This window comes from Streptomyces sp. YS-3 (genome assembly GCF_045257485.1).
GTDB lineage: Bacteria > Actinomycetota > Actinomycetes > Streptomycetales > Streptomycetaceae > Streptomyces.
Window position 1 is genome coordinate 1 of the sequence record NZ_JBJHPC010000821.1, and the last position, 2,390, is coordinate 2,390.

The window sequence follows — 2,390 nt, forward strand, 5'->3', positions numbered from 1 at the left end:
GGTGGGACGGGGAGAGCGTACGAACATGGTCGACATGCCTTCCGAGAGAGGGATTGCGGGGCGCCGCAGTCGGGCGGGGCGCCGGCCGGGCCGACGTGCCGAGCTGACGGACGGCCGTCGGCCCGGCCGGGTGACCGGCCCGGCTCGGGGGTCAGTTCACGTAGTACAGGTCGAACTCGTCGCGCCCGTTGTCCACGCACTCGTAGCGGCTGAACAGCCCCATGCCGACACTGAGCGAACCCGCCGCGCGGCAGGAGTCGTACGTCTTGTAGTGCCCGCCGAAGTAGCGGTAGTCGGCCGCCTGCGCGGACTGGGCGGCGGCGCCGCCGAGCAGGAGGGCTGCCAGGAGCAGGGATCCGGTAGCGGTCGCTTTCATGCGCATGAGCCAGGTCCACCGTTCGGTGTGAGCCGCGTGCGGCTGTGTCTGTCAGGGACGTGAGAAGCCTTTCGCTGCCCGTCGACGATTCACCGACGTACCGCTGACGCTTCGCTCACGTCCGCCGCTTCCCCTCCCCCGCCCTGGCCGCCAGCGCCGCACGGCGCTCGGCGTACTCCCCGGCGCCGGTGATCCGCGAGAGGAGTTCCAGGGCCTGCCCGGCCGTCTCGTCGAGCCCGTGCGCCTCCGCCTGCCCCGCCGACTCCTCCAGCTCCGCCAGCGCCTCGGCGATGCGCCCGAGGTCCCACAGAGCCTGCCCGCTCTGCAGGTGCAGCCACGCCCGCCCGACGACCTCCTCCTCACCAGTGAGCGTCAACGCGTGCCGAACGTGGGCCAGCGCCTGCTCGGGGCGCCCTCCATCGAGGGCGAACCTGGCGAGATGCTGCAGGGCCAGCCGCTGGGTCGGCAGATGGCCGCACCGGACCGCGAGCGCCAGTGCGCGCAGACACTGGGTACGCGCGGGCCGGGGCTCTCCCGCCCGGGCGTAGGCCATGCCGAGGTTGATCCGGGCCGTCGCCTCGGAGACCGGATGGGTGGCCATCGCGGGCGCCGGCTCCAGGCAGCTCAGGGCCTCGGACAGCCGGCCCTGCTCGATCAAGAGCCAGCCGAGCAGCGCGCGGACACGCGACTCGCCGTCCGCCCCGGCCGCGTGGGGGTCGCGCTGCACGGAGTCGAGCGCGTCGGTGAGCAGGGGGCACCACTCGTCGCGCGGACGCAGGACCATGAGCGGCCACTGCAGGATCCCCAGCCGCCAGGCCTGGGCGTGCAGGTGCTCGGCACGCGCCGCGATGACCGTCCGGGCGAGCAGTTCACGCTGATCGGCATACCAGTCCAGGGCCTGGGGCCGGGAGGTGAACTCCGTCTGGCAGGAGGGCCGCCAAGTGCCGGGCGGCAGGACGCAGCACGCCTGGGAACCCGGTTCGGCTGCCTCGGTGGCGGCCAGGCAGGTGTGCAGCAGCAGGTCCACCAGCCGCCGCAGCGCACTGTCCGTGCCCGGCCCGGCCGGGGCGCCGCCCGACCCCTCCCCTGCGGTGCGGGCGTACAGGCGGACCAGGTCGTGCAGGGACCAGTCGCCGTCGCGCCCCTCCACTACGAGGTGGGCGCCGGCCAGGGCGTCGAGCGCGCGCAGCGCGGCGTCCTCTGTGGTACCGGCCAGGGCAGCCGCCGCGTGGAGGTCGATGCGTCCGCCCGGGTGCGACGTGAGGGCGTACAGCATCCGGCGGTCCTCGGGCGCGACGTGCCGCAGGGAGGCGCCGAGTGCGGCGCGCGGCCCTTGGTCGTCGACGGACAGGAGGGCCAGTCTTCGGTTGCCGTCCAGGAGTTGTGCGGCCATCCGTTCCAGGGAGGTGTCCGGCTGGTAGGTGAGGCGGGCCGCCACCACGCGCAGGGCCAGTGGCAGTCCGCCGCAGAGTCCGGCCAGACGGCGGGCGGCGCCGGGCTCGGCGGCGACGCGCCGGGCTCCGAGTACGGAGACCAGCAGCGCCGTGGAGTCGCCGTCGTCCAGGATGTCGACCGGTACGGGCCGGGCGCCCTCGGAGACGACGAGGCCCCCCAGCCGGTCCCGCGAAGTGACCAGCGTGACGCAACCGGCTCCGGCGGGCAGCAGCGGACGCACCTGCCCGGAGGAGCCCGCGTCGTCGAGCACCACCAGGAGGCGGAGGTCGGCGGTCAGCTCCCGGTAGACCGCGGCGGCGCCCTCCGCCGAGTCCGGGACGTGCTCGGGGGCGACGCCCAGGCATCGCAGGAACCGCTGGAGCACGAGATCGCCGTCCGCCGGGCCGCGTGCCCCGAAGCCGCCCAGTTCGGCGAAGAGCAGGCCGTCGGGGAAGCGGTCGGCGTTCCGGTGGGCCCAGTGCACGGTGAGTGCGGACTTGCCGACGCCCGCGGGTCCGGTGACCAGGCAAACCGGTGATTCCTCCGCGATCAAGGCGTCCAGCCGGGCGAGTTGGGCGGC

Annotated in this window: 2 protein-coding genes; both read right to left on the reverse strand. The window is 74.4% G+C overall.

All coding sequences use genetic code 11. The features are described from left to right. Window positions 1–151: 151 nt before the first annotated feature. Window positions 152–376: a hypothetical protein gene (locus tag ACJA3G_RS35195; protein ID WP_406557094.1), complete on the reverse strand. Its 225-nt coding sequence runs from the start codon at window positions 374–376 to the stop codon at window positions 152–154. 115 nt (window positions 377–491) lie between these two features. Then, window positions 492–2,390, reverse strand: a 1,899-nt coding sequence (locus ACJA3G_RS35200; protein ID WP_406557095.1) for an NB-ARC domain-containing protein, incomplete at its 5' end; no start/stop codon positions are given.

What these genes read in the sequence shown, in the direction of transcription:
- ACJA3G_RS35195 (WP_406557094.1), bottom strand. Translation starts at nt 376, where the DNA reads ATGAAAGCGACCGCTACCGGATCCCTGCTCCTGGCAGCCCTCCTGCTC.